The organism is Burkholderiales bacterium (genome assembly GCA_013695435.1).
In the GTDB taxonomy this organism is placed as follows: Bacteria; Pseudomonadota; Gammaproteobacteria; order Burkholderiales; family JACMKV01; genus JACMKV01.
Map to the genome: position 1 here is coordinate 1 of JACDAM010000253.1, position 26,654 is coordinate 26,654.

Consider the following 26,654-nt stretch of genomic DNA (forward strand, 5'->3'; position numbering starts at 1 on the left):
TCGCCCGGCACGCACCAGTTCGACCATCTGCTGGCGAAATTCCGCCGGATACGGCGGGTGGGTCTTGGGCATATTGGACTCCTTCCTTCCAAAGAATGAAGTGTCCGCGGAAGCGGGTCAACTCCAATCAGTGGATTCATCGATGCGCTCAAAGCCCAGCGCAGCCATGCACCCAGCGCAGCTCCGAGTCCAACCGCAAGGAATCCGTAAGCGTTCATCCGTCAGAATCTCGATCTGACGCCGTAAATTGTCGGCTCCGGGGAGAGGGCGCCGAAATGACTTGCCGGTGCTGCAACCAACAATTAAAAATCAAAACCACTAAAACAACAGCGCCTCGCGGCGCTGTTGTTTTCGAATCCGTGCTGCTTATTGCGCGTTTACCGGAATCAACGCGGGCTGACCCTGGTTCTGCCTCCCCAGACTTGCCTGTGTATCGCTGGGGCGATCGAACATTGCAATCGTTTCCCGAATGAACCCTTTGTGCTTCTGCGGTGCGCAGGAATACCAACTGTCGAGGTATTCGTGAAACGCCTTCGAAGCGTGATTCTTCTCATAGTTCAAAAAACTGATCGCCTCCCAATTATCAGGATACTGCTCGAATAGCGTCAGCAAAGTCGTTGCAACCACTTCGTTTTTGTCGCGGCGATAAGGGTCGCTGCTCAATGCATCCTGATTGTCGAAATACCAGTCCGCGAGGGTCTTGCCGCCTACCAGTTGACGATGACTTTCGTTCAACAGGTGATCGGCATAATCCCGAAATGCCGGCGCATAGGCCGTCCAGGATTCGTAAGGGGCGGCTGTTTCCCATGTCGTCGCCAGGCGCTTCAGCGTAAACAGCGCGGCAATCTCGCAAATCGTTTCTTCAAACCATTGGTTGTGTTTTACGAACAGTTTGTTCTTGATTTCCTTGTTGTCATAGTTCGACAAAATGTGTGCGAATTCATGGGCAAACTGATACGCGAATTGCGACCACCGCATGTCTTTCGCGCTCAAGTAAACGATGTACTCGCCCATTGGTCCTTTTTCGTAAAGCACCATCGGGCTATCGCCATAATTCTTTACGATCAACGGCGGCAGCTTCTTTTTCGGGAAATACTCCCACAATTCGTTTGCGACCGAATACAGCAAGTTCTCGATGTCCTCGACGTTCGCGGTACCCCAGTCACCCTCGACAACGCGAATATCCAGGCCGCTTTTGTTGAGCTTCGACTTGATCGCATTGAACTTCGAGGTGTGCGGAGCCGCGCCCGCTAACGGCGCGAAAAACATTGGCAGCAAGATGAAGGCAGCAATAAGGAGCAGACGCATAATCACTTCCCAAGTACATTACGGTTTAACTATAAAACACTATGACGTGTTTTTCAAGTATTACTTTAACTTGGGAAACGAACTGCTTATTTAAGACTTGTTTTTCAAGATGACCGCCGACGCGCGCGGTCTGTCAGGGCACAATAATTACAGGAAAAACAGTTTAATGCAACTCTTTGTCGCTTTTTAGCGACATTTTTGGATCAAATTCGAGTTTGAAGTAGCGAATTTGCGGTGCAATATCGGATGTCGCCCAAGGCATTCCAGGCTTTGCTAACGGTGCGCGCGTTTCTCGCCGAGCGCGCCGGGCAGTTGTATTCAGACTTGCGCTGATATGTTCGTCGCCCGACGTTCAGCGCGTGGCGGGAGATTATTTGTCAGTCCCAGCGATCATCTCTGACCTGTACCCACCCGGACTCGACCCGCACCGGAAAAATTGCGACCGGCTCATACGCTGGCGGCGCAAGAACCTCCCCGGTCTTGACCGAGAAGCGCGCCCCGTGACGTGGGCAGACGATTACATCGCCGAACAATGGGCCACCGGTCAGGCGGCCGCCGTCGTGGGTGCAGACATCCTCTATTGCGTAGAATTCGCCGTCCAGATTGACCACGGCAATCAGAGTTCCTTCTACCTCCAGACTGCGTGTTTCACCGGGCGCAAATTCGGCTAGCGCTGCGACATCGGTCCAGTCAGACATCAACTAGCGGCGTCAGAGCATGCCGAGTTGCAATCTGGCTGCCTCCGACATATTTTCTTGCGACCATGGCGGCTCCCACACCAGTTCGACGTGCGTGTCAGAAACACCGGAAACGGTATTGACCTTGTCTTCAACGGTCGCCGGAAAGGTCTGCGCAACAGGGCACCCCGGAGCCGTCAAAGTCATCTGGATATGCACGTCACCCGACGGCTCAATGTCGATCGCGTATATCAATCCCAAGTCATAAATATTGACCGGGATTTCCGGATCGTAAACTTCTCGCAGCGCGCTGATGATGTTCTGCTCGATCTCGTCTTGCGAGACACTTTTTTCCTGTACCTCGTTGCGCGCGTCGTCACTGGTAGCGTCGTGCTTCTTGTCGATAAGCTCATCCATTATTTCTTCCCAAGTTTGCTTGCCCGCTACTCGGTGGTGACGGGTTGATCTTTCTGATCGAGTGCCGCGGTAAATGTATGCCACGCCAGCGTCGCGCATTTGACGCGCGACGGATACTCGGCGACGCCGGCCAGCACCTTGAGCTTGCCGAGGTCGCCGCATTTCGCGCAGCCGTGACTGGTCACCGCGCTGTGAAAATTTTCGAACAATGCGCGCGCTTCGGCTTCCGTTTTCCCTTTCAGAGCCTCCGTCATCAGCGACGCGGACGCCGTTGAAATGGCGCAGCCGCTGCCTTCGAAGCTGACATCACTGATCACGTCCTGATCGAATTTCACATAAACCGTAATCTGGTCGCCGCATAACGGATTGAAGCCTTCCGCCAGACGGTCGGCCGCATCGAGCTTGCGGAAGTTCCGCGGCTTGCGGTTGTGATCGAAGATGACCTCTTGATACAGTTCGCGCAAATCCGACATCAGCGTCTCCGTTTCAACATTTCAATGTCGGTCGTTCACTTCCCGAACATTTGCCGCACCTTGGCGATGCCGGCGAACAGCGCCTCGACATCTTCGCGCGTGTTGTACAAAGCAAACGACGCGCGCGCGGTCGCCGGCACCTTGAAGCGCGCCATCAGCGGCATCGCGCAATGGTGGCCGGTGCGAATCGCAACACCCTGATGATCGAGTATGGTGCCGGTATCGTGCGGATGAACGCCATCGAGCACGAATGACAGGATGCTGGCTTTATCACGCGCGGTACCAATCAATCGCATGCCGGGAACATTCGCCGCGGTCGCCGTAGCGTATTCCAGAAGCTCGTGCTCATGCACGGCAATCGCGTCGAGGCCGATTGCGCTGACGTAATCGAGCGCCGCGCCCAACGTGATGACACCGGCGATATTGGGCGTGCCCGCCTCGAACTTGTACGGCAAATCGTTATACGTCGATTTCTCGAAGGTGACCTGGCGGATCATGTCGCCGCCGCCCTGATACGGCGGCATCGCGTTGAGCAGCGCGGCTTTCCCGTAGAGGACGCCGATGCCAGTCGGACCGTAGATTTTGTGGCTCGAAAACGCGTAGAAATCACAATCGAGATCCTGCACATCGACCACCATGTGCGGTACCGCCTGCGCGCCATCGACCAAAACCCTGGCGCCGAACCGATGCGCGAGTTCGATGATCTTTTTGACCGGATTGATGCTGCCGAGCGCATTCGATACATGGACGACCGCGACGAACCTGGTGCGCTCGTTGACGAGCTTGCGGTAATCATCGAACAGAAATTCACCGTCATCGTTGATCGGCACGACACGCAGCACGGCGCCCGTGCGTTCGCATAGCAACTGCCATGGCACGATGTTGGAATGATGCTCCATCGTGCTGATGACGATTTCATCGCCGGCCTTGACGTTTCGCGCGCCGTAGCTATGCGCAACCAGATTGATCGCCTCGGTCGTGCCGCGCACGAAGATGATTTCGCGGTCGCTCGCGGCATTTATGAAGCGCCGTACTTTGCCGCGCGCCGCCTCGTATTGATTCGTTGCCAGTTCGCTCAGGCGGTGCACGCCGCGATGGATATTCGAATTGGTCTTCGAGTAATAGCCGCTTTCGGCATCGATCACGACCTGCGGTTTCTGGCTGGTGGCGGCGTTATCCAGATAAACCAGCGGTCTGTCATTGACCTGCTGGCTCAGGATCGGGAAATCGGCCCGCCATTTGTCGGCGTCGAACCGACGCGGCGGGCGCTGCAACACATTGAGTTGATTCATGTTGGCCTCGATTCGTTCATTGTCTGGTGCGGCGGCGCCTCTTCCAACAGCTCACTGAACGATAGCTCGGTCGACCCCAGCGGTAATCGCTCGACCAACTGGCGTTCCAGACGCTTGCGCAATGGCTGCAAAGCCATGCGGTCGATAATGTCGTGAGCGAACGCATAAATCAGCAGGCTGCGCGCCGCCGCTTCGTCCAGCCCGCGCGAACGCAGATAGAACAGCATCTCGTCGTCCAGCTGGCCGATCGTCGCACCATGCGTGCATTTCACGTCGTCCGCATAAATTTCGAGCTCCGGTTTAGTGTCGATTTCGGCGTTCTTCGACAACAGCAGATTGTGATTCTCCTGCTTTGCGTCGGTACGCTGCGCATCCTGATGAACCACCACCTTGCCGTTGAACACGCCGCGCGCGCCGCCGTCGAGGATGCCCCGGTAAACCTCTGAACTCGTCGCGTCCGGTTCAGCATGATCGATGCGCGTGTGGTGATCGACGTGTCGGCGGCCATCGGCGAGATAGAGACCATTCAATTCGCAATGGCTGGCGGCCGCCAGATGCGTGCTGATATCGATGCGCGCGAGATGCGCGCCCAGCGAAATCGAGTGCGACGCAAACCGGCCGCGCGCTGCCTGCCGGGCATGAATGCCGGCAACATGAAACGCTTTCGCGCTTTCCTGCTGCAATTTGTAGTGTGTTACGTTCGCGTTTTCACCGACTACGACATGCGTCAGCGCATTCGTGAAATAAGTCGCGCCGTCGTCGCCCGCGTAATGCTCGATTACCGTTACCCTGGCACTGTTGCCGGCGACAATCAGATTGGCCGGGTGAACTGCGCTGGCGTTGCCGGTCGCCAGGAACAGCAGATGCACCGGCTGCTCGACAACCGTGTCGGCGTCGAGATGAACTACGGCGCCATCGGATGCGAGCGCGGTATTCAACCAGCCAAACGCGCCATGCGGCCAGAGTTCACTGACGAAATGCGCTTCCAGCAAACCGGGGTCGCGCTCAAGCACCTCGGCCATACTGCTGATCGTCGCGCCAGCCGGTAAGCCGACGAGCCGCGATAAATCGCGATCGTAGCGGCCATCGACAAATACCAGCAGATGGTATTCGGCAGCGAGTGCCAACCGTTCGACGCTTGCCGCAAGCGCCGCTGCGTCCGCGCGAGCGGTCGGCAGCAGCGCAAACAACGCGCGCTTTTCGAGCGAGGTGACATCGGTATATTTCCAGTCTTCGTCGCGCGTCGTCGGAATTCCGCGCTCGGCGAAACGCGACAGCGCGTCGCGGCGTGCTTCCTGCAGCCAATCGATCGACGAACCGGGAAGCGTGCTTTTGACGCGCGCAAAATCCGCGCTATAGCGCTCGATCGCGTTCATGCCTGCTTTCCGGCGCCGGCGCGAACGGCGGATTGTGCAGCAGCCTGGTCGCCACCTTCAAGCCAGCTGTAGCCGCGCTCTTCGAGTTCCAGCGCCAACTCGCGCCCACCCGATTTGACGATGCGCCCATCCTGCAGCACGTGCACGAAATCAGGCACGATGTAATTGAGCAGCCGCTGATAATGCGTGACCAGGATGATGGCGCGTTCGGGCGAGCGCAGCGAATTGACGCCATTGGCGACGATCTTAAGCGCGTCGATATCGAGACCGGAATCGGTCTCGTCCAAAATCGCCAGCCTCGGTTCAAGCACTGCCATTTGCAGTATCTCGTTACGCTTCTTTTCACCACCGGAGAAGCCTTCGTTAACCGCGCGATAAAGGAATTCCTGGCTGATCTCGACCAGCTTCATCCTGTCCTTGACCAGCGTCAGAAAATCCATGGCGTCGAGTTCGGGTTCGCCGCGATGCTTGCGCACCGCGTTTAGCGCTGCTTTCAGCAAATAGACATTGCTGACGCCGGGAATTTCGACCGGGTACTGGAACGCCAGAAACAAGCCCGCCCTCGCCCGCTCTTCGGGCGCGAGCTCCAGCAAATTGCCGCCGTCATATTCGACAGTGCCGCCCGTCACTTCATAATTTTCGCGGCCTGCGAGTACTTGCGCGAGTGTACTTTTGCCAGAACCGTTCGGGCCCATGATCGCGTGCACTTCGCCGGCATTAACGTCAAGATCGAGACCACGCAGGATTTCCTTGCCCTCGATTCTCGCTTGCAGATTTTTTACTTTTAGCATCGATACTATCCTTGTCTTCGTTGCTGATTTCCTGGTTAAGGGGCCTGTTTACACCAATTCCATACATGCGGCGGGGGAGAGACGGGCGCATGGCGGCGCTGCGGCTCCTTGCGAGGCAGTAAAGCATCGCTTCCTCGCCGCGCCTTGCCTGCGACTTTCTGGGGTAGACGCACACATGGAATGAGGCACGTAGGGAATTGGTGTAAACAGGCCTAACCTACGCTGCCTTCCAGGCTCACGCCCAGGAGCTTTTGCGCTTCCACCGCGAACTCCATGGGCAATTCCTTGAAAACTTCCTTGCAAAAACCGTTGACGATCATCGACACCGCATCTTCCGCGGAAATGCCGCGCTGCAGACAGTAAAACAACTGGTCTTCGCCGATGCGCGAAGTCGTCGCTTCGTGTTCGACTTTGGCAGTCGGATTCTTGACCTCTATATACGGAAAGGTATGCGCACCGCAGCGATCGCCAAGCAGCAGCGAATCGCATTGTGTGTAGTTGCGCGCGCCGTCGGCGCTTTTCAATACCTTGACCAGTCCGCGATACGCATTCTGGCCGCGGCCCGCGGAAATACCTTTGGAGACGATCGTGCTGCGCGTATTCTTGCCAATGTGAATCATCTTGGTGCCGGTATCTGCCTGCTGGCGATTATTGGTCAGCGCAACCGAATAAAATTCGCCGACCGAATTGTCGCCTTTCAGCAGTACGCTTGGATATTTCCAGGTGATCGCAGAACCGGTTTCAACCTGCGTCCACGAAATGTGCGAACTGGCGCCGCGGCAATCGCCGCGCTTGGTGACGAAGTTGTAGATGCCGCCCTTGCCTTCCTTGTCGCCCGGATACCAGTTCTGCACAGTCGAATATTTGATGCGTGCGTTGTCCAGCGCGACCAGTTCTACGACGGCCGCGTGCAATTGATTTTCGTCGCGCATCGGCGCCGTACAGCCTTCGAGGTAGCTGACGTAGGCACCTTCGTCGGCGATGATCAGCGTCCGCTCGAACTGACCGGTATTTTGCGCATTGATGCGGAAATACGTCGACAGCTCCATCGGGCAGCGCACGCCTTTCGGGATGTAGACGAACGAGCCGTCAGAGAACACCGCCGCATTGAGCGCCGCGTAAAAATTGTCGCCGCTCGGCACGACCGTACCCAGATATTGACGCACAAGTTCCGGGTGATCCTGCACAGCATCCGAGAACGAACAGAAGATAATGCCCATCTCGCCGAGCTTTTTCTTGAATGTGGTGCCGACCGATACACTGTCGAAGACCGCATCGACGGCGACGACGCCCGCAAGCATCTCGCGCTCCTTCAGGGGAATACCGAGCTTTTCATAAGTGCGCAGCAATTCCGGATCGACTTCGTCGAGGCTTTTCGGCGCATCTTTCTTCGATTTAGGCGCCGAGTAATAGCTGATGTCCTGATAATCGATCGGCGGGTAATGAACGTGCGCCCATTTCGGCTCAGTCATCGTCAACCAGTGACGATAGGCGGCGAGCCGCCATTCGAGCATGAATTCCGGCTCGTTTTTCTTGGCCGAAATCAGGCGGACGACGTCTTCGTTCAAACCGCACGGAATGGTATCGGTTTCGAGATCGGTGACGAAACCGTGCTTGTATTCCTGCGCGATCAGCGCGTCGAGTTGGTGTGTTGCTGTTGCCATATAAATAAATCTCCGCTAAACAATTTTTCCGAAACTCGTTCTAATTGACCCTTGTCAACACTTCGCTTCCATCCGGCGCGCCCGTAATGCGCCAAAATCGACTGCGTGCAGGCGCGGATGCACCATTTCCGCCAGCGACACGTCATTCAGCGCGCTTCGAATCGCGCGATTAATGGTGCGCCAATTGGCGCGCACCGAACACGAACCTTCCTGTTCGCAGGCGCTCGCCGCACTGCTGCATTCGGTGATTGCGATCGGGCCTTCCATCGCATCGATGATTTCCGCAACCGTGATCGCCGCCGGCGGCCGCGCGAGCGTATAGCCGCCTTTCGCGCCGCGTACCGATTCGAGTAGCTCGTGGCGCGCCAGCATCTTCAGAATTTTGCTGACCGTCGGCGCCGGCAAATGCACTTGCGCGGCCAGATCGCCGGCGCTGTGAACGCGATCGGGCGAGCGCGCCATCGCGGTCATGACTACCGTGCCGTAATCGGCCATCTTGCTCATACGTAGCATCTAGCCTCCCTTACCTCCCTAATTAGTACTATTTTAGTACTAATTGGTTCGATCCTCAAATGTTAGCGGTCACTGGAATATTCGGGCACGTATTCGATCGATTCATACAGCGGCTATAATCCGCGCTGGCTTTAAACAGTGAGATAGCAACTAATGCGCATCGATGCTTATTCGAGCTTGACGGCGCACGGCTTCCATCGCGTCGCTTATACCGACTGGGGGGATCGCGCCAATCCGCACGTCGTCATCTGCGTCCACGGCTTGACGCGTAACGCGCGCGATTTCGACTTTCTCGCCGAGACGCTTTCCAGCGATTGCCGCGTGGTTTGTCCCGATATCGTCGGACGCGGCGCCAGCGACTGGCTGCCGCACAAGAAAGACTACGGTTACCCGCTTTATCTCACCGATATGGCTGCGCTGATCGCCCGCGTCAGCACGAAACCCGTCCGCTCGCGGTGGGACGCTCTGTGGCGCCGGCTGCGCGGGCGCCGGGACGAGCCGCGAATCGATTGGGTCGGCACCTCGATGGGCGCCTTGATAGGCATGATGCTGGCGGCGCAACCGCAATCACCGATTCAACGGTTAGTGATCAATGACGCCGGTCCGTTCGTGCCGCGCGCAGCGCTGCAACGCATCGCCGCCTATGTCGGCAAAGATCCGCGCTTCGGCGCGGTTGACGAGCTGGAACAGTATCTGCGCAAATTCTGCGCGTCTTTCGGGCCGCTTACCGATACGCAATGGCGGCATCTGGCCACGCACAGTTCACGGCAAGGCAAGGACGGCAGTTATGGCTTCAGTTACGATCCGGGGATCGCCGAGCCGTTTCGCGGTAGCCTTTTCTACGATGTCGACTTGTGGCCGTTGTGGGACAAAATACGTTGCCCGGTATTGATCCTCCGTGGCGCCGATTCGGATTTGCTGCTGCACAAAACCGCGCAGGAAATGTTGACGCGCGGGCCGCGAACCAGGCTCGTTGAATTCGCCGGTGTCGGCCATGCGCCGATGCTGATGGCGCAGGACCAGATCGATGCGGTTCGTGAATTTCTGCTTGGCGACGATTAACGCTGTTCGCGCAACGCACGATTATCCGCCTTCTATTTTCTTGACCGACACAAGGACACCATGACCATTACCACTGGTTCCGGTTTGCAATATGAAGATGTCAGACTCGGCGAAGGCGACGCCGCGCAGGCAGGCCAGACGGTATTTGTGCATTACACGGGCTGGCTGACCGATGGCAAGAAATTCGATTCCAGCAAGGATCGCGGCCAGCCGTTCAGTTTTGATCTCGGCAAGCGTCGGGTCATAGCAGGTTGGGATGAAGGCGTTGCCGGTATGAAGGTCCGCGGCGTGCGCAAACTGATCATTCCACCGCAACTCGGTTACGGCGCACGCGGCGCCGGCAAAGTCATTCCGCCAGATGCGACGCTGATTTTCGAAGTCGAACTGCTCAAGATCGCGTAGCCCGGAGAGAACCTGTACCTCTACGCCCTGCCTTCAAGGAAAATCACCTGATCAAGCCGACCGATTGCGCAACATCACAAACGTGATTCCCGCGTGACTTTTGCGTGATAAATTCCTGCGAAACTCGTCTCCTATCTGCAAATCAGCCGGGTCGAATGCAAACGACAGGGGGGCGAGATCATATCGACCGCGTTGTACAAAATGACTACCCGTGGAATGAAGCGGGGCCAACAAGAACGCAGAACGCCCGCACCACTCAGGGATGATTTTTCGGACGGCGATTCACGCCCCAATCACGAATAAATCACGTTTGTATCCGGCGGCGTGGTGAGACAGCGGCGGAGCGAAACGAAAATCGCCAAGCGCTTTTCGCGTGTGCGGGAACAGATGGAAGGCGGCAATTGAGAGTACCTGTACGACGCGAGTCGCTGCCTGATCTTGCTGCCGATCGATGACAAAGGCTTACGGGATTTACCGGCTGACCCTGATGCCGAAGCCAGGAAGAGACCGGTTACCGAACGCCGGTTCGGGTTTTCGCGGCCGATCTCCTATGAAATCTGCCTTAGTGTGTCGAGCCGTCGGTAATGCTGCGGCGACACTCGAAAAACAGGTCTTGCTGGCTCGGCTTCGAGCGTCCGCTAGCGCCCGGAGTACGGCTGATACCTTCTATACTGCCGGGGCCGGCCACGAAACCCGAGCGGGCGGCGATCTGGGCGGGGCAATGTAACCGTTACGCGTACCCGCCGGCGCAGGGTTGCCGTAGCTGATCGTCAACTGCGCCCAGGTCACTTCCGGGGAATCGGTCGCTTCGCGAATCGTTGCGCCATGCGGCGCAGGATCGGAAACAGTCGGATAAGGAAAGCCGTCGCTGACAGAACGTCGCCGGGAAAAACGATCCTCGGCCCTTACGGATACCGAAGCTCCGGTAATCGCCGCGGTCATTAGCATTCCGGCTACTAACGTCTTTTGGTATCCATATCTAAACTCCTTTCGTTGGGCTCATTACGTATGAATGCAGCCGGACAGAATCGATTTCCTAACGTATTGGAGCCCAGTATGGATAACGGATCACGCATTTATCACGAAAAAAACACGTTTCTATCTCGCGCCAGATGTCCAGACGAAAGCAAGACACGAAATGGGCGAGGGTAAACACTTCAGAGGGTCTGGCCGCGAATAAGCGATTGGAAGATCGGACAAAGCCGGAGCGGCGAATGGATCAGCACCGTGGGAGATTCAAAGGGCGCGAGTTGAACGAACAGCAGGAATTGAAGACGGCAGGATTTGCCAGGTTTCCCGCCCGCGGGCCGGGCACTGTCTACGGCCCACCCTCACTCGGCAGCGGCGCCGTTTTATTCAACGGCAAAGCTGCACAGTAATTAGCGACTGCCAACCGCTTTGGGTTGCGGCGTCAGATGCAAACCCTGCTTCCAGAATTGGCGCCGCTCCAGGATAACTTGCTGGGCGCGCAGCATGAAGGCAAGCCGCGTCTTGCTCCAGGTATTCAGCGCCGAACTCTTTTTTCCGACAAGACGCGTCGTTATCTGAGCGTCTGAAACCTGCACGATCTCATGTCTCGTTCCCGCGTAATTCAGTATCTGTCCGGTTTTCATCGTCGATAGCTCGTCTGTTGTGTCGAGGCCTCAGCGCGGGCTTGCTTTGACTCATGCTTTTGTTGCCTCCCTGTGGCGAGTATCAGCAATTGGCGTACCTGGTTCGAACCCGCCCGCCAGGCCGTTCCAAAACTCCATTGGTATCCAGAGCAGCAGAACCGGGAAAACGTTGCTTTTACAACAGCGCCGCAACTTCGCCACGAGGAAGTGCGCTGCCCTCGGCAACAGGCAGCGTGAATTTGAAGCTTGCGCCTTTGCCGCGCGAGCTGGTGACATCGATTTCGCTGCCGTGCAGGGCGAGGATCGATTTTACGATGGCGAGCCCGAGGCCAGCGTTGCCGGTATGCTGGCGGCGGCTTTTATCGCCGCGGTAAAAGCGGTTGAAGATGTGCGGCAGGTCTTCCTGGGCGATACCGGCGCCGGTATCGTTGATCTCGACCGTGACTTTTTTCTCGCCCGGCACCAGCGCCAGCAAAATTCTGCCTCCCGCAGGCGTGTGGCGCAGCGCGTTTTCGATCAGGTTTTCGAGAACGCGCTCGATCAGGCCGATATCGCCAAGCACAAACGGATCATCACCGGGGATCTCGGTGTGTATCTCGACCTCGTGCTGTTTTGTCGCCAGTCCGAATTTCTGCACAACGTCTTCGATCAAATCGCCGAGCTGAAACGCCTCCCGATTCGGTTCGATCTGACCGCCTTCGAGCTTAGCCAACTCGAATAAGCGTGCAACCAGCGTTGTCAGGCGCTCGCCCTGGCGCGTGGCGATTTCCAGATAATTGCGGCGCTCCTGGTCGGACAACGTGCCCTCCTTCATCAGCAGCGTCTCGAGATATCCGCGCAACGCAGCCAGCGGTGTGCGTAGATCGTGCGACACGTTAGCGATCAGTTCGCGCCGTTCCTCATCGCTGTTTTGGAGATCGCGAAACTGACGGGTGATGTGTTCGACCATTTCATTGTAGGTTGCGCCGAGACGATCGATTTCGTCTCCACTGTGGCCCGATCGCGCAGCCCGGAACAAAACTTTCTCGTTGAAATCACCGCGCCGGAACGTATCCATCGCAGCCGCCAGGCGCCGCAGCTTACCGGTTACCAGCGCGAAAATAATGAAGCCGACGAGAAGCGCGCAGATCAGCCCCGCGCCCATGATCCAGCCGCTTTGCCGCAGGATGTAGCCCTGCTGAAAACGCGCAGCGACGACGTCGTATTGCTCGCCTCCGAGAATGACGTACAAATAACATGAGCCGGCGTCTTCGACGTGAACTTCGGTCGCCGAAAAAATCTTCTTGCGCTGCGCGTCGAGCGGATCGTCGCCGCGGATCGGTAATTGCGTGCTGCCGCCCAGAAAGCGTGTGACTGGCGCCATATCGATTTGCTCGCGCGCGAGTTTTTTTGACGGCACGGCGGCGGCGCGCACGTTGCCGTCGGCATCGAGCAGGTAGTTTTCCACCGAAGGATTCACGCGCATCGCGGTATCGAAGCGCTGCTGAAAGGTCTTGACGTTCAGCTCGCCGGCCTCCAGATACTCGGACGCGAGTTCGGAGGCGAGTGTGCGGTTGAGCTCCTGGGTTATCGCGTCTTGATAGGCTTCGAACGAAAATTTCAGCAGAAAAAAAAATAAAGCTGCGAGCAGACAAAACAGCAGTAGCAACGCACCGACCAACTTACCATAGAGCGTCTTGAACATGACGAACAGCTATTCCCCGCCGTGCCCGGTCGTGCTGAATTTGTAGCCGACGCCGCGCATGGTCACGATATAGCGTGGCTTTGCCGGATCGGGCTCGATCTTGTTGCGCAGCCGGTTGATGAAGGAATTGACGGTATGCTCGTAGCCGCTGTGCTGATAGCCCCAAACGTGATCGAGCAACTGCGAGCGGCTGTATACGCGATCGCGGTTTTGCAGCAGATGAAACAGCAGATCGAACTCTTTGCTCGTCAAATCGAGCGAACGCCCATCCATGATCGCCTCGCGCTTGTTGGCGTCGAGCGTGATGCCGCGCGAACTGACGACTTTACCGTCCCCGCCCGGCGTATCGGCCTGCAACGCATCGACACGGCGGAAAATCGCCTTGACCCGCGCCACGAGTTCCATGATGTTGAACGGCTTGGTCAGATAGTCATCGGCGCCCATTTCGAGGCCGAGCACGCGATCGAGATCGCTCGATTTGGCCGTCAGCATCAATATCGGCGTGTAATTCGATTTGCCGCGCAATCGGCGGCACACCTCGAGCCCATCGATGCCGGGCAGCATCAGATCGAGAATGATCAGGTCGTAACGCTTCGCTTCAGCTTCGGTCACGCCGACGAGTCCGTCGAACGCGAGCTTGACCTGGCATCCGAGGTCGCGTAGATGCAGCTTGACGAGATCGGCGATGATGATTTCGTCTTCGATGATTAGCACGCTGCGCTGCTGCATGATGACTCCTAAGCGGCCCGGCCGACCGCGGCAGATGCTAAAAGCAGTCTGCGTTCGAGTTCAAGCGCGGCCCGCGCCGCAAAATTTTCAGGATCGCGAAGCTCGGCAGATCATCCGATAGCGGGCCATTGTCCATGTACGCCATATGGCCGATCACGCGGCCGTCCGAACCGAAAATCGGAATGCCGAGATAGCCGTCGCGGTTAAGCCGCTTTTCGATTGGATAACGCTCGCCGACGCCTTTCGGGTAGCAGATGACCTTGCCGTCCGAAATGACTTCTTCGCACGACGTGCCGGCGAGATCGAATTCCCTGGGTTGGCCGAACGCGCCGTCGACCCAGTACGCGAGCATGCGCCGCGCGTCGTCGGATAATTCATGCACTCGCAGACAAAGGCTTCGCGCACCCCGAGCACCGCAGCGAAATTGCGCGTCAACACCTGAAAACATTGTTCGCCGCCCGCCGCGGGAAGTCCATCGGCAATATCGGCCAGCGCTTCGTGGGCGCGCTTGCGCGACGTGACATCGGTATGCAGCGCGAGCAGCCGATACGGCTTGCCGGACGCGTTGCGAACCGCGCAGCCGCGCGCAAGCACCCAGCGCCAGCTGCCGTCCTTGTGACGCAAACGATGTTCGTTTTCGAAGCGCGGCGTGCGCCCGTCGAGATGGGTCTGCAGTCCGGCCAAAGTGTGTTCGCGATCGTCCGGATGAATGCGGCCCCGCCAGTTGTCGATGCGCTCGCTGATCTCATCTTCGGCGAAGCCGAGCATGCCCTTCCAGCGCGGCGAAAACCAGGCATCGCCCGTTTTCAGATTCCATTCCAGCAAGCCGTCGTTGGCGCCGCGTACCGCCAGCGCGTAAGCTCCTCACTTTCGCGCAGCAGCGTTTGCGATTGCCGCAATTGCTCGCCTGTATGGGAAAGCTGCCGTTCGTAATCGCGCAACAACGCGCGTATCGCTTCCAGGTTTTGTGCGAGTCCGCCGATTTCCGCCGTTTGACCGGGTACGGCGGATCGCGAACTCTTGCCGGCAAGATCGGCCGCGCTGCCTGCCGCTTCGCGCAACGGTCGCCAGATGAAAATCGCCAGGGCGACGACAGCGACGAGCGCGAATGCAAAAAAGCCTGCCACTGTCCCGGCATCGACGCTTCGCGTCCAAGCATAAACGCTCAGCAGCAAGCCGGCGAACAGGATGAGCAGGATCGGCTTACACAAGCTCATGACGCGCTCCTCCAGCAGAAAAGTTGTACGCATTTATAGCATAACGGCATACACCCGCACGGCGAAATCGCGCGCTCTTGTCCGGACCGTCGCGGTCTTTGCGAGCCCGCCGGACTCACGCTGCCAGCGAGCCGACACGAACCGGCCCTCCTTCGATTTTCCTGATTTCGGCGGCGGGCAGCGCGCTGCCGGTGATCAATCGGGTTCCACTGCGGTAAGTCAGATAAGCCCACAGCCAGTCGAACATGATTGACAGGCGATTGCGCAACCCGACCAGAAAATAGACGTGCACGAGCCCCCACAACCACCACGCTGGCGCGCCGCTGATTCTGAACGCGCCGAAATCGGCTACCGCGGATTTGCGCCCTATCGTCGCCAGACTGCCGAGATGGGTATAACGAAAAGGCGGCGGCACGGCGCGGCCGGCGAGCTGGCAGGTGATGACTTTGGCGACGTACTGTCCACCCTGCTTGGCTGCGGGCGCCAACCCAGGCACCGGTTGTCCGCCCCAGGCCTTGCTCGCGGCGGTGTCGCCGATGGCAAACACGTTCGGCAAGCCGGGCACCGACAAATCCGCGTCGACTTTCAAGCGCTTGGGAAAATGATTTGGGTCGCGTGATCGTTCAGGGTCAGACGCGAGTGCTGGCGGGCGAGCCGCAAACGCTCGGCGGCTACCGGCGCGAACGCTTCGTTTATGCGCCAAGCCGCGGCTTGTTCCGCACCCATCGGCGCATCGGCGATCGCGTTGCGGCAGGTGACCGGATTGCCGATCTGGCGGGGCGAACGCTGCATGCAACGCTTTCCGGTCACATACGCGGACTGACCCACGACGGCGTCGTGGTTGAAGCGAACGCCAAAGTCATCGAAATAGACCCGCGGATAAACGAGGCCGCTGTGTTCTGCATCGGGGAGCGGCCGCGCCGCATCGCTGCGGGAGTGTTATATGCGATCGAACACAGCGGGTAAGCCCCCGCGACTAATTGGCGCATTAGCGAGAATGATCGTGCCGAAACGGAGAGCCGACGCGTATGCGGGCGATGCTGCTTCGGGGTTCAGCGGACGGCAACGGACGGCGCGTTATGCCGGCGGCGTTTTGTTCCAGCGCATCGCGGCGCTATCGTCGCTTTCGCGCGCCTCGACCCAACGCGCCCCCTGCCCGGTCTGCTCTTTTTTCCAGAACGGCGCGTGTGTTTTCAGAAAATCCATCAGGAATTCACAGGCAGCGAACGCATCGCCGCGATGCGAGCTCGCGACGATCACGAGCACGATCTGGTCCGTCGGTTTGAGCGACCCGATGCGATGGACGATCGTGGCGTCGATCACCTCCCAGCGCTGTTTCGCTTCGTCAAGTATCGCGCTCAGCGCTTTCCCGGTCATTTCAGGATAGTGTTCAAGCGTCAGCTCGCGCACGGCATCACCTTCATTGACGTCGCGCACCAGACCGATGAATGCGGCGATCGCGCCGATTTTAGGATTGCCCGCGCGCAGCCTTGCGATCTCCTCACCGGTATCGAAATCTTCGGTTTGTACGCGCACCGGCAACTCAACCTCCGGTAACCGGCGGAAACAGCGCGACCTCATCTCCGTCCTTGACGCGTGTGTTCGCTTCGGCCATCTGCTGGTTGACGGCGATACGGAAATTCTTGCCCGGCGCGAATTCGCGCTGCCAGGTTTCGCCGCGTTGACGCAGCCACGCGACCAGTTGTTCCGCGCTGTCGACCGAGGCCGGCAGCGCGATATGCTCGGTCGCGATATCGAGCGCTTCACGCAGGCGCGCGAAATATCGCAGGGTTACCATGCTGTGCGCTGCGCTTCGACGGCGCGTCCGGAGAGTTCGAAATAGCGCATGATGAAATCCGCGATCGCGTCGGCGTCGTCGAGCTCGAATTGCGGCAATTCGGTTGCGAGCCGGATATCGCTCGCGACAGCGACAATATGCCGGTCCTCGGGAAACAGCAGCGGCCGCCGGTTGGCGTTGCGATGAATTTCGAGTTTCGGTATCGGCTGGTGCTTGAAACCTTCGATCAATACCAGATCGCATGGCGCAAGAAGCCCTAGTTGCTGATCGAGATCGGGTTCGCGCGCACCGCGGTGTTCATGCATCAGCACCCAGCGCTGGCTCGCCGTCAGCAATACTTCGTATGCCCCGGCTTCGCGGTGCCGGTACGAATCCTTGCCGGGGCGATCGATATCGAAATCGTGATGCGCGTGCTTGATCAGCGAAACCCTCAAGCCTTCGATAACGAGGCGCGGAATCAGCTTTTCGATCAGCGTCGTCTTGCCGCTGCCCGAGTAGCCGGCGAAACCGAAAACTTTCATGGGATTGTTTATAACGGGAGCGGTCGAGTCCGGCACGCGCCGCGATGCCGGCACATTTCGAGTGGGGTCGAGATCATTCTTGCTGTTGCGTATGCACTGCTTGCTGCGTATCTGCTGCGTCCGATGATACCGGCACGGCGATTTCATTGCCATCCTGCGCTGGTGTCGCCATCAGCCATACGGTAAATTCCGCACCGCCTGAGTTCCCGCTCGCCGCCGTGATAGTGCCGCCGTAGCGTTCGACCAGCGATCGGCTGATCGAAAGCCCGAGCCCGGTACCGTGCCTTTTCGTCGTGAAGAACGGCGTGAAAATGCGCGGCAAATCATCGGGCGCAATGCCGCGACCGGTGTCTTTGACGCTGATCGCGGCGCCCAGGTCCTGGTCGCGCGTTTCCAGGATCAATTTGCCGCCGCCGTCGCTGGGCATGGCGTGGATCGCATTGACGATCAGGTTGATCAAAACCTGCTGCAACTCGCTGCGATTGATTGCGATCTTGCGCGTCGCCTGATCTTTGCGGACGACTTCGATATCGCCTTTGCGCAGCAGATGGTGAACCAGCACCAGGCAATCGCTGATGACGCCGGCGATTTCGACCGGCTCGACGTACCCGGCGTAATCGACCGGCCGCGCGAACTGCAAGAGCTTGGTCACGATCAGGCGTATGCGATTGACCTGCTCGTCGATCAGCCGCATCTCGTTGCGCACCGGCGAAGCGGCCGCGCCGAGGACTTCGCGCGCAACGTCGAGGTTGCCCTGGATCACCGCGACCGGATTGTTGATTTCGTGCGCAACGCCCGCGGTCAACTGGCCGATGGCGGCGAGCTTTTCCGAGATAATCAGTTGCCCCTGGGCATCGCGCAGATTCTGGTTGGCGCGCCGCAGTTCCAGCGTGCGATCGGCGACCTTGCGGTCGAGCTCGTCGGCCCAGCGGCGCAATTCGGCGTTACGCTGCTGCAGGGTATCGAGCAGCACATCGAAATGCCTCGCCAGGCGGCCGATTTCATCGCGGCTCGTGACATCGCCGACGCGCGCTGCGGTATCGCCTTCGTGCACCGCGACGATGGTCTGGTTCATGCGTTCAAGCGGCTGAAAAATTGCTTTCGCCCACTTCATGGACAACACCGCGCCAATCACGCTGATCGCAATAAGCAGCAGGACAATCACCGCGAGCGCTATGGTTTTCGCGGCGCTGAACGGCGCTTCGAGAAAGCCGACATAGAGCATGCCGACGCGCTGGCCCGTGCTGTCCTCGATCGGTTCATAGCCCGACACATACCAGTCATTGACGACAAACGCGCGGTTCAGCCAGGTTTCGCCGTTGCCGAGCACCGTATCGTGTACCTGCTGCGACACGCGCGTACCGAGCGCGCGCTCGCCGGCGAACAGGCGCACGTTCGTCGCTACGCGAACGTCGCCGAGGAACAACGTTGTCGTACCCTTGCTTCCCAATGGCAGCGAGCCTTCGCGGTAGACAATACCGTTGATCTTGTCGACAAATTCGAGATTGCGATTCAGCATCAGTCCGCCGTGCAGGATGCCGAGCAGACGCTGGTCCTGATCGAAAATCGGCGCCGCGGAGTGGATGACCATGCCGCGCGATTCATCCTTGCGCTCGCTAGGCGCCGCATTCGGCGTCGGCAGGATCGGCGTGAAAGCCCGCTCGCGCAATTGCTCGTTGATAGCTGCAAGCTGCTCGGGAGAAAATATGTCGATCGCCGTCGCGTGCCGGCCGTCGGCCGCGTCCTGCACGATGCGCCAACTCGCGTACCCGGCCGGGCGTGTCTGTTCGTTGCTGGTGGCAACGAGATGACCCTCCGCATCGAGGATATTCAGGAAATCGAGCTTGTTCGCGTCTTCCGCCGCGATCAGGAATTTGCGAAGCGCCTCGGGTTTCTGCGCATGCATCGCGGTCGCGATGCGATTCGATACGGCCAGATTTTCGACGTTGCTGCCAACGCCAGCTACGACGCGATCGAAATACTCGTGCGCGATGATCAGATCGCTGCTGATCTTGTAGCGCACCAGCCGGTCGTACGATTCGTTGCCCCAGATCAGCACCAGCGCGGCCAGCACCGGCAGCACGATCAGCAGCGGCGACAGCACCATCGCCAGCAGCTTGTAGCGGACCGAAGAACGAAAATACCCGGTCAGGCGATGTAAAAAGCGCATAGGACCTGTGGCGTGAGCGTTAGCGCGCAGAGAGGCTCGATAGCATTAGAGTCGCGGCCGGGCCGATAGTTGATGTCGAGTCTCTGCCTTCTATAAGTCTGCGCCTTCTTAACGATACTACTGAAGGCGAGATTGCTTCGCTGCGCTCGCAATGACGGCTTTTTGAGCTTTTCAACAAACCTCTAGAGCGCCTCGAACACGCCGGCCGCTCCCATGCCGGTCCCGACACACATCGTGACCATGCCATAACGCTGTTTGCGCCGGCGCAAGCCGTGCAGGAGCGTTGCGGTACGAATGGCGCCGGTCGCGCCGAGTGGGTGGCCAAGCGCGATGGCGCCGCCGCATGGATTGATTTTGACGGGATCGAGTTGCAGATCGTTTATCACGGCAAGGCTTTGCGCGGCGAACGCTTCGTTGAGTTCGATGCTGTCGATATCCTCCTGCTTTAAGCCCGCTTGCCGCAACGCTTTCGGAATGGCTTTGACCGGGCCGATTCCCATGATTTCCGGCGGTACGCCGGCTACGGCAAACGCAAGGAAACGGCCGATCGGACGGAGGCCGAAGCGCTGCAGCGCCGCTGCGCTCATCAGCAGCACAGCGCCCGCGCCGTCCGACATTTGCGAACTGTTGCCGGCGGTCACGGAACCATTTGCCGCGAATACCGGCTTCAGTTTCGCGAGCGTTTCGGTCGTCGTGCCCGAGCGTGGCCCTTCGTCCGTGTCGGCCGCCTTGCGGACGATCCGGACCCCATACGTGTCGAGATCCGGTACGCTGGCGGCAACCTCGTAAGGCGCAATCTCGTCGCTGAAGCCTCCGTGCTCTATCGCAAGCAGCGCCTTGCCGTGGCTTTGCGCCGCGAATTCATCCTGCGCTTCGCGGCTGATGTTCCAACGCCTGGCGACATTCTCGGCGGTAATCCCCATGCCGTATGCGATGCCGACGTTATCGTCGGCGAAAATCGCGGGATTGAACGATGGCTTGTTGCCGGTCATCGGCACCATGCTCATGCTTTCCGTACCGGCCGCGATCATGACGTCAGCCTCGCCGAGCCGAATGCGATCGGCGGCGATCGCGACTGCCTGTAATCCCGACGAGCAAAAGCGATTGATCGTCATGCCGGCAACCGTGTTCGGCAAGCCGGCAAGCAGCAAGCCGATGCGGGCGACGTTCAACCCCTGCTCGCCTTCCGGCATCGCGCAGCCGACGATCACGTCATCGATCGCCGCCGGGTCGAGGCCTGGAGCGCGCGCCAATACGCTCCTGATCACGTGCGCAAGCATGTCGTCCGGCCGCACTTGCCTGAACATGCCGCGCGGCGCTTTGCCGACCGGCGTGCGCACCGCGCCGACAATGTAGGCATCCTGAATCTGCTTGATCACCGACTTCTCCAGATGAATCCTGCCGACGCAGCTTGCGTTCGGCCTTGCCTCTCGCTAGTTTCTCAGCGGCTTTCCCGTCTTCAGCATCTGTTCAATGCGCGCCTGCGTTTTTTCCGTCGCCATCAATTCCATGAACAGCTTGCGTTCGAGCGCGAGCAGCCAGTCTTCATCGACCAGACTGCCCGCTTCGACTTCGCCGCCGCACAGCACGGTTGCGACGCGCGCGCCGATCTCAAAATCGTGCTCCGAAATAAAGTTGCCGGCGCGCATGTTGATCATCGCGGCTTTGAAATTGGCGATACCCGGCTGCCCGGCAACGGGAACGCCGCGAGGCTTGAGCGGGGGGTGGTAACCCGCTTCAGCGATGGCGATGGCTTGCGATTTCGCAACGTGCAGCAATTCGAAGCGATTCATGACGATGGCGTCGGACGAACGCAGATAGCCGAATTCCTTCGCTTGCGCGGCGCTTTTCGACACCTGCCCGGTGGCGATGGTCTGGAAATGCCGCTGCAGCGGCGCGAAAACGTCGCTGTTGCCGGCCGCTTTCGCTTCGGCTGCGGCGCGCAACGCAAATTCCTTGCAGCCGCCGCCGGCGGGCAGCAGACCAACGCCGACTTCAACGAGGCCGATGTAGCTTTCGAGCGACGCGACCGCGCGGTCGCAATGCATGATCAATTCGCAGCCGCCGCCGAGCGCCATGCCGTCGACGGCGGCGATCGTCGGTACGCTTGAGTATTTGAGCGCCTGTGTCGTGTACTGAAACTGCTCGACCACGGATTCGATCTCAGCCAGCTTGCCGGCCATCAGCTGGTCGGCGAAGCCGAACCTGCGCGCGGCGCCGAGGACGAGCGCCTGCGCCTTGCGCTTGAAGCGCTTGATCACGGCGCCAGTGACGGATGGGGCGGATGGGGCCGAGGGTTCTACGGACGGACCGCTATTCGTAATTTTCGCCAGATTTGCACCCAGTGAAAACGGCGGCGCGGTCTGCCATATCACGAGTGCGCGCCACTGCCGTTCGGCCTCGTCGATCGCCTGCAAAATCGCATCGAGTACGTCGCTTCCTATCGTATTTTTCTTGCTCTTGAAGCTCAGGATTGCGATATCGTCGCCGGTGTGCCAAAGCCGCGCGGCTTCGGTTTCGAAGATCGTTTGTCCGTATTGAACGGGTTCGCCCAGCAACGCATCGGGGAACAACTGACGGCGATAGACCACCAGCGTCGAGCGCGCTTCGATCGCGTTGCCGAGCGGCGCATACGAGCCCGCCGCTTCATGTACACCCTGGCGCCCTGCTACCCACGCGGGCAGCGGCGCGTCGCTCAGGGCCTTGCCGGCCGCGATATCGGCTTCGATGGCATGCGTGATGTCCTGCCAACCCGCCGCCTGCCAGGTTTCGAAGGGGCCGCGTTCCCAGCCGAAACCCCAGCGCAGCACGAGATCGACATCGCGCGCATTGTCGGCAATCGCATGCAAATGGAACGCGCTGTAGTGAAACACGTCGCGAAAAATCGCCCACAGGAATTGCGCCTGCGGATGCGGGTTGGCACGCAGTGCGCGCAGTTTTTCGCCCGGATGCTCGAGCTTGAGTATCTGCTGGATCTCATCATCCGCCATTCCTGTCGACGGTCGATAGCTACCCCTCGCGATGTCCAGCACCTGAATTTCCTTGCCCACTTTCTGGTAAATGCCGCGCCGGGATTTGGCGCCGAGCGCGCCGCTCTTGATCAAATCCTCGAGCCAGCCCGGCAGCGCGAAATACTTGTGCCACGGGTCATCAGGCAGCGTGTCGCGCATGGTATTGACGACGTGGGTAAGCGTATCGAGGCCGACCACATCCGCCGTGCGGAAAGTCGCGCTTTTCGGCCGGCCGATGGCGGGACCGGTCAGCGCATCGACGACATCGAAAGCCAGGCCCGCTTTCTGCGCTTCGACCATGGTCGCGATCATCGAAAACACGCCGATTCGGTTGGAGATGAAGTTCGGCGTATCTTTGGCGCGCACTATGCCCTTGCCTAGCGTTGTGACGAGAAATGCTTCGAGTTGATCGAGTAAAGCCGGGTCGGTTTGCGTGCATGCAATCAATTCGACCAGATGCATGTAGCGCGGCGGGTTAAAGAAATGTACGCCGCAGAAACGATGACGCAGCGCTTCCGGAAACGCTTGCGCCAATGCGTTGATCGACAATCCCGATGTGTTGCTGGCGAACACGATGTCGGCGGCGAGGTGCGGCGCGACCTTGTCATACAAATCCCGTTTCCAGTCCATGCGCTCGGAAATCGCTTCGATCACGAGATCGCATTCAGCGAGCCTCGGCAGGTGCTGGTCATAATTGGCCGGCTCGATGAACGCGAGCGTCGATGCAGTGGCAAGCGGCGAGGGTTCGATTTTGGCGAGATTGTCGATCGCTTTCTGCGAATTGGCGTTCGGCGCGCCGTCTTTGCCTGCCAGTTCGAACAGCAGCGTTTCGATGCCGGCGTTGACGAAATGCGCCGCGATTTGCGCACCCATCACGCCGGCGCCAAGCACGGCGGCCTTGCGCACGACGAGTTGCCGCGGCTTCATGCGCCCTCCCGACCCGGCACGACGCGCGGCTTGCGGTCATCGCCGACGGCGACATACGTCAGCGTCGCTTCGGTGACTTTGAAGCATTCTTCCTTTTCGGGATTTCGCTGCGCGTAGACTTCGACGTTGACCGTGATCGAGGTGCGCCCGACGCGTACGACATCGGCATAAAAGCTGACGAGATCGCCGACGACTACCGGCTCTTTGAACTGAAATGAATTGACCGCGACCGTCGCAACCCGTCCCTTGGCGCGGCGCAGCGCCGGAATGCTGCCGGCGATATCGACCTGCGACATGATCCAGCCGCCGAAAATATCGCCGACCTGATTCTCGTCGGACGGCATCGGAACTACGCGTAATACTGGATCGCGGCCTTCCGGCAGCGAGGTTGTTGCCTGGCGATTCTGTTCCGTCATGTGCGGCCTTCTATCGAGTTCGTCGCTGCGAACGCGATGCGCGCTGCTTGACGGGCACATCGTTTCGCGCTTAAAAAAAACGCCAAAACTAATCGTGTCCGCTATACAAGGCCTCGACTTCCGCGCGATGGCGCTCGAGTATTTGGGCGCGTTTCAATTTCAGCGTTGGCGTTAGCATGCCGTTATCGACCGTCCACGGTTCGGCGATCAGCGCGACGCGGCGGATTTTGGCGTAGCCGGGAAATTCCGCAATCTGCGGCGCCACGCGCGCGAGCACCAGATCGGCCTCCCGGCGGTTCGCAACTCCGCGCCGGCCGATCTTTGGTTCGCAATCCTGGATTCCGGCCAGCGCCGCCCAGTGTTCGCCGTTCAGCACCGCAAGCAAGCCAAGATACGGCTGCCCCTCGCCGACCAGCAACACTTGCTCGAACAAGGGATCGCGCAGCACCGCAGCTTCCATATCGACCGGGGGCACTTTTTCCCCATTCGATAATACGATGATCTCCTTCAGGCGGCCGGTAATAAAAATATAACCATCGGAGTCGACGCGCGCCTTGTCGCCGGTATTGAGCCAGCCGTCGCTGCTCAGTACGGCAGCCGTGGCGTCGGGATTGTTCCAATAGCCGAGCATAACGTTCGGGCCTTTGACCAGCAGAACATCCTGCTCACCGATTTTGATCTCGACGCCGGGAATCGGTTTGCCGATGCTCGCGGGTAAATTCTCGCGCGCGGTGTTCGAGCACACGACCGGCGAGGTTTCGGTGAGGCCGTACCCTTGCAGCAGCGGGATGCCGAGACCGAGAAAAGTGCGGGCCACCTCGGGCGACAATGCGGCGCCGCCGCTGACCGCATTGCGCAATCTGCCGCCGAAACGCTGCCGCACCGGTTTCGCAACCAGCCGATCGAGCAGCGGCCACAGCAGATGCGAAGCTTGCCACCGCGCCCGCCCCTGTTCATGCTCAAACCGGCTGTAGCCGATGGCGACCGTCAGATCGAATAGCCGGCGCCGAAATCCGGGCCCGCGCGCCAGCTTGTCGTTTATCGCCGCGCGAATGCGCTCGAAAACGCGCGGCACCGAAACAAGCTCGGTCGGCCGGATAGCCTGCAGATCCTCGCCTAGCGTATTCACTGAGCGCGCGAACGCGATTGTCGCGCCAGCCATCATCGCCCCGTAATACGCTGTGCGCTCGAGCGTATGCGAGAGCGGCAGAAACGACAGGAGCACATCATCCGGATAGGTCGGCTTGTTTTGCAGCGCGCCGTAGGCGTTGCTCAGAATGTTGTTGTGGCTCAGCATCACGCCTTTCGGGCGGCCCGTTGTACCCGAGGTATAGATGATGGTCGCAAGTGCAGCCGGAGCGGCATCCAGATGCTGCGTTGCGCCGCCTTCGTCCGGTAGAAAATGCTGCGCCTGGATCAGGCGCGCATCGTCCATTTCGTTGGAAAGCGGCCCCCGACAAACAACGCGGCGTAATTCGCTTAACGCGCTTGGCGCGACTGGCAGCGCTGTAAAAGTCCGCCACTGCTTGATGTCTTCGAGAAACAACAGTTTGACGCCGGCATCGCGCATGACATAGGCCGCATTTTCTGCACGATCGACCATGTACAGCGGCACCACGACAAGCCCGAGACCGATCGCAGCCTGATCGAAAATAATCCACTCTATGCTGTTCCTCACCATCAGGGCGACAGTATCACCCGATTGCAGATCCGCGTTCGTGAGCGCCGCTTGCCAGCGCGCCACCTGCCGATCGATCTGCGCCCACGTGTAATCCCTCCAGTTTTTGTGCTGGGTGTTGTAGTCGCGGTAGGCAACGGCGTCGGGGCTGCGCCGGAGACGCTCGCGAAGCAAGCCATCCAAAGTCCGGGCAAGCTCGGGAGGGATCAGATCCAGATCACGCAATGATTTGGCCGGCACTGGCGCAGGTTGAATTGGGCTGAATCGAGCGAATAGCCTTGTCGTGCGGACCGCTGCGGGCCACGCTTACATATGTTGCAGCGCAATGTCATGTGAACCGAATCAGCGGCTTCGCGCCGTGCAAAATGTCCCTGGAATCTCTTACCGTGCTGAAAGTTCCATCATATAGCGACCTGAGTTTATCCGCTTCGAAAACCAAAAGCCCGCATCGAGCGGGGCTTTTGGTTTTATGCTATTCGTACCGTTACGAATAGCAGACGACGACTGCCACACACTTATCCAGCCATCTTCATTCGGGTTCGATTCCGCGTTATGCGATAGCAACAAGCCGAGCGTTGCCCGCCCTTTGCTTCTGGTTTATGCTTCACGCCTTTCGTAAAACGCCGAACAGGCCCGATATCTGGCTCATCAAATAACAGATCGCAATGACAGATCGACGATTACGGAGAGGTGGCCGAGCGGTTGAAGGCACTACCCTGGAAAGGTAGCATGGGGGCAACTCCATCGCGGGTTCGAATCCCGCTCTCTCCGCCATCTATATATGTTAACATATTGTGATATAAGACTTTATTAATATCATATAGACTTCTACCCACAAGCTTACCCTAGTGAACGTCTAAGCTTCCCGATGTTCTGTATTGCCGAAGGGACGCTAAGGAACGCCTCTTTCCTTCC

26 protein-coding genes and 1 tRNA gene are annotated in these 26,654 nt (G+C 58.9%); 4 read left to right on the plus strand and 23 right to left on the minus strand.

Annotated features, from left to right (window positions below; all coding sequences use genetic code 11):
- Positions 1 to 366: 366 nt before the first annotated feature.
- The 9 genes from H0V78_12485 to H0V78_12525 form a co-directional block, all read right to left on the minus strand.
- Positions 367 to 1,308: a hypothetical protein gene (locus H0V78_12485; GenBank protein ID MBA2352556.1), complete on the minus strand. Its 942-nt coding sequence runs from the start codon at positions 1,306 to 1,308 to the stop codon at positions 367 to 369.
- Positions 1,309 to 1,685: 377 nt separating this feature from the next.
- The gene (locus H0V78_12490; GenBank protein MBA2352557.1) at positions 1,686 to 2,006 is read right to left on the minus strand and encodes a non-heme iron oxygenase ferredoxin subunit; all 321 of its coding nucleotides are present in this window, start codon (positions 2,004 to 2,006) and stop codon (positions 1,686 to 1,688) included.
- A 12-nt stretch (positions 2,007 to 2,018) separates the two neighbouring features.
- On the minus strand, positions 2,019 to 2,402 hold the full coding sequence (locus H0V78_12495) for an SUF system Fe-S cluster assembly protein (GenBank protein ID MBA2352558.1): 384 nt from the start codon (positions 2,400 to 2,402) through the stop codon (positions 2,019 to 2,021).
- Between the two features lie 26 nt (positions 2,403 to 2,428).
- Positions 2,429 to 2,875: an SUF system NifU family Fe-S cluster assembly protein gene (locus H0V78_12500; protein MBA2352559.1), complete on the minus strand. Its 447-nt coding sequence runs from the start codon at positions 2,873 to 2,875 to the stop codon at positions 2,429 to 2,431.
- Between the two features lie 35 nt (positions 2,876 to 2,910).
- Entirely contained in the window at positions 2,911 to 4,167 is a 1,257-nt protein-coding gene (locus H0V78_12505) for a cysteine desulfurase (GenBank protein ID MBA2352560.1), read from the minus strand.
- A complete protein-coding gene (gene sufD, locus H0V78_12510; GenBank protein MBA2352561.1) occupies positions 4,164 to 5,543 on the minus strand; it encodes a Fe-S cluster assembly protein SufD in 1,380 nt (459 codons plus the stop codon). The genes H0V78_12505 and sufD overlap by 4 nt, the downstream gene beginning before the upstream one ends.
- On the minus strand, positions 5,540 to 6,334 hold the full coding sequence (sufC, locus tag H0V78_12515; GenBank protein MBA2352562.1) for a Fe-S cluster assembly ATPase SufC: 795 nt from the start codon (positions 6,332 to 6,334) through the stop codon (positions 5,540 to 5,542). The genes sufD and sufC overlap by 4 nt, the downstream gene beginning before the upstream one ends.
- A gap of 212 nt (positions 6,335 to 6,546) precedes the next feature.
- A complete protein-coding gene (gene sufB / locus H0V78_12520; protein MBA2352563.1) occupies positions 6,547 to 7,998 on the minus strand; it encodes a Fe-S cluster assembly protein SufB in 1,452 nt (483 codons plus the stop codon).
- 54 nt (positions 7,999 to 8,052) lie between these two features.
- Positions 8,053 to 8,511, minus strand: a complete 459-nt coding sequence (locus H0V78_12525; GenBank protein ID MBA2352564.1) for an SUF system Fe-S cluster assembly regulator — start codon at positions 8,509 to 8,511, stop codon at positions 8,053 to 8,055.
- 153 nt (positions 8,512 to 8,664) lie between these two features.
- On the opposite strand from H0V78_12525, the gene H0V78_12530 reads away from it, so the two are divergent.
- On the plus strand, positions 8,665 to 9,573 hold the full coding sequence (locus H0V78_12530; protein MBA2352565.1) for an alpha/beta hydrolase: 909 nt from the start codon (positions 8,665 to 8,667) through the stop codon (positions 9,571 to 9,573).
- Between the two features lie 60 nt (positions 9,574 to 9,633).
- Positions 9,634 to 9,975, plus strand: coding sequence for an FKBP-type peptidyl-prolyl cis-trans isomerase (locus H0V78_12535; protein ID MBA2352566.1), 342 nt, complete (start codon positions 9,634 to 9,636; stop codon positions 9,973 to 9,975).
- A gap of 1,379 nt (positions 9,976 to 11,354) precedes the next feature.
- Here H0V78_12535 and H0V78_12540 read toward each other — a convergent pair.
- The 6 genes from H0V78_12540 to H0V78_12565 all read right to left on the minus strand — a co-directional run bounded on the left by H0V78_12540 (position 11,355) and on the right by H0V78_12565 (position 15,807).
- The gene (locus H0V78_12540; GenBank protein ID MBA2352567.1) at positions 11,355 to 11,588 is read right to left on the minus strand and encodes a hypothetical protein; all 234 of its coding nucleotides are present in this window, start codon (positions 11,586 to 11,588) and stop codon (positions 11,355 to 11,357) included.
- 175 nt (positions 11,589 to 11,763) lie between these two features.
- A complete protein-coding gene (locus H0V78_12545; protein MBA2352568.1) occupies positions 11,764 to 13,272 on the minus strand; it encodes a HAMP domain-containing protein in 1,509 nt (502 codons plus the stop codon).
- Between the two features lie 9 nt (positions 13,273 to 13,281).
- A complete protein-coding gene (locus H0V78_12550) occupies positions 13,282 to 14,001 on the minus strand; it encodes a response regulator transcription factor (protein MBA2352569.1) in 720 nt (239 codons plus the stop codon).
- Between the two features lie 153 nt (positions 14,002 to 14,154).
- Positions 14,155 to 14,826 carry a PAS domain-containing protein gene (locus H0V78_12555; GenBank protein ID MBA2352570.1) on the minus strand — a complete coding sequence of 224 codons (672 nt, stop codon included), beginning with the start codon at positions 14,824 to 14,826 and terminating at the stop codon, positions 14,155 to 14,157.
- Positions 14,808 to 15,251: a hypothetical protein gene (locus H0V78_12560; protein MBA2352571.1), complete on the minus strand. Its 444-nt coding sequence runs from the start codon at positions 15,249 to 15,251 to the stop codon at positions 14,808 to 14,810. The genes H0V78_12555 and H0V78_12560 overlap by 19 nt, the downstream gene beginning before the upstream one ends.
- A gap of 82 nt (positions 15,252 to 15,333) precedes the next feature.
- On the minus strand, positions 15,334 to 15,807 hold the full coding sequence (locus H0V78_12565; GenBank protein ID MBA2352572.1) for a hypothetical protein: 474 nt from the start codon (positions 15,805 to 15,807) through the stop codon (positions 15,334 to 15,336).
- 17 nt (positions 15,808 to 15,824) lie between these two features.
- On the opposite strand from H0V78_12565, the gene H0V78_12570 reads away from it, so the two are divergent.
- On the plus strand, positions 15,825 to 16,184 hold the full coding sequence (locus H0V78_12570; GenBank protein MBA2352573.1) for a hypothetical protein: 360 nt from the start codon (positions 15,825 to 15,827) through the stop codon (positions 16,182 to 16,184).
- Positions 16,185 to 16,295: 111 nt separating this feature from the next.
- Here H0V78_12570 and moaE read toward each other — a convergent pair whose 3' ends face one another.
- The 8 genes from moaE to H0V78_12610 form a co-directional block, all read right to left on the minus strand.
- Positions 16,296 to 16,760 carry a molybdopterin synthase catalytic subunit MoaE gene (moaE, locus tag H0V78_12575; protein ID MBA2352574.1) on the minus strand — a complete coding sequence of 155 codons (465 nt, stop codon included), beginning with the start codon at positions 16,758 to 16,760 and terminating at the stop codon, positions 16,296 to 16,298.
- Position 16,761: 1 nt separating this feature from the next.
- Positions 16,762 to 17,016, minus strand: coding sequence for a molybdopterin converting factor subunit 1 (gene moaD, locus H0V78_12580; protein ID MBA2352575.1), 255 nt, complete (start codon positions 17,014 to 17,016; stop codon positions 16,762 to 16,764).
- Positions 17,010 to 17,537 carry a molybdopterin-guanine dinucleotide biosynthesis protein B gene (gene mobB / locus H0V78_12585; GenBank protein ID MBA2352576.1) on the minus strand — a complete coding sequence of 176 codons (528 nt, stop codon included), beginning with the start codon at positions 17,535 to 17,537 and terminating at the stop codon, positions 17,010 to 17,012. The genes moaD and mobB overlap by 7 nt, the downstream gene beginning before the upstream one ends.
- Before the next feature lie 73 nt (positions 17,538 to 17,610).
- Complete coding sequence (locus tag H0V78_12590; GenBank protein ID MBA2352577.1) at positions 17,611 to 19,707, minus strand: cache domain-containing protein; 2,097 nt, start codon at positions 19,705 to 19,707, stop codon at positions 17,611 to 17,613.
- A 182-nt stretch (positions 19,708 to 19,889) separates the two neighbouring features.
- Complete coding sequence (locus tag H0V78_12595; GenBank protein MBA2352578.1) at positions 19,890 to 21,086, minus strand: acetyl-CoA C-acyltransferase; 1,197 nt, start codon at positions 21,084 to 21,086, stop codon at positions 19,890 to 19,892.
- Between the two features lie 54 nt (positions 21,087 to 21,140).
- Positions 21,141 to 23,645: a 3-hydroxyacyl-CoA dehydrogenase/enoyl-CoA hydratase family protein gene (locus tag H0V78_12600; protein MBA2352579.1), complete on the minus strand. Its 2,505-nt coding sequence runs from the start codon at positions 23,643 to 23,645 to the stop codon at positions 21,141 to 21,143.
- Positions 23,642 to 24,061: an acyl-CoA thioesterase gene (locus H0V78_12605; GenBank protein MBA2352580.1), complete on the minus strand. Its 420-nt coding sequence runs from the start codon at positions 24,059 to 24,061 to the stop codon at positions 23,642 to 23,644. Before H0V78_12605 ends, H0V78_12600 begins: the two co-directional genes overlap by 4 nt.
- Before the next feature lie 88 nt (positions 24,062 to 24,149).
- Entirely contained in the window at positions 24,150 to 25,979 is a 1,830-nt protein-coding gene (locus H0V78_12610; GenBank protein ID MBA2352581.1) for a long-chain fatty acid--CoA ligase, read from the minus strand.
- A gap of 444 nt (positions 25,980 to 26,423) precedes the next feature.
- Between H0V78_12610 and H0V78_12615 the strand changes: the two genes are divergently transcribed.
- Positions 26,424 to 26,513 (plus strand) — tRNA-Ser (locus H0V78_12615).
- The last annotated feature ends 141 nt before the right edge of the window (positions 26,514 to 26,654 follow it).